The organism is Clavibacter sp. VKM Ac-2872 (assembly GCF_015351105.1).
In the GTDB taxonomy this organism is placed as follows: domain Bacteria; phylum Actinomycetota; class Actinomycetes; order Actinomycetales; family Microbacteriaceae; genus Clavibacter.
Genome location: NZ_JADKRR010000010.1, coordinates 1 through 705 on the forward strand (window position 1 = coordinate 1; position 705 = coordinate 705).

Here is a 705-nt window from a genome sequence, read left to right on the forward strand (position 1 = left end):
GGAGTCCCCGTCGCCGTCGCCGTGTTCGTGATCGAACCCGCATCCACATCCGCCTGCGTCGCCACATACGACGCCGTCGCGGTGGTGGACGCTCCCGGCGCGAGGGTCCGCGTCGGGTAGGAGATGTCGGACAGCGTGCCGGTGCCCGAGAACTGCGTCTCGTTCACGGCGATGTCCGTCAGGGTGACGTTGCCCGTGTTCGTGATGACGAAGGAGTAGTCGACCGTCTCGCCCGCCTTCGTGATCGAGCTCGGGTTCGCCGACTTCACGACCGCGAGGCTCGGCGTCTGCGTGCCCGGGACGGTGGCATCCGACGGGGGTGAGGTCGGCGGCGGGGTGTCTCCGGGCGGGGTGCCCGTGGAGGTCGCCGTGTTCGTGACCTCGCCGGCGTCGATGTCCGCCTGTGTCAGCGTGTACGTCGCCGTCGCCGTCGTCTGCTCACCTGCAGCGAGTGTGCGCGTCGGGTACGAGATGTCTGACAGCGTGCCGGTCCCCGAGAAGTCCGACTCGTTCACCGTGACATCGGTGAGCGTGGTGTTGCCCGTGTTCGTGATGACGAAGGAGTACGTCACCGTCTGCCCGGCGGCGAACGTGCCATCCAGCTGGCCCGACTTCGCGACCGTGATGGCCGGTGCCGGATCGATCGGGACCGTCACATCCGACGGAGGCGTCACCACCACCGGAGTGTCTCCCGGAGGAGTCCCC

The 705-nt window shown here is 68.4% G+C and carries 1 pseudogene; it reads right to left on the bottom strand.

Annotated elements, in window-relative coordinates:
* Positions 1-677 (bottom strand): annotated as a pseudogene (locus ITJ40_RS17510) (hypothetical protein); the annotation flags it as partial.
* Positions 678-705: the final 28 nt, after the last annotated feature.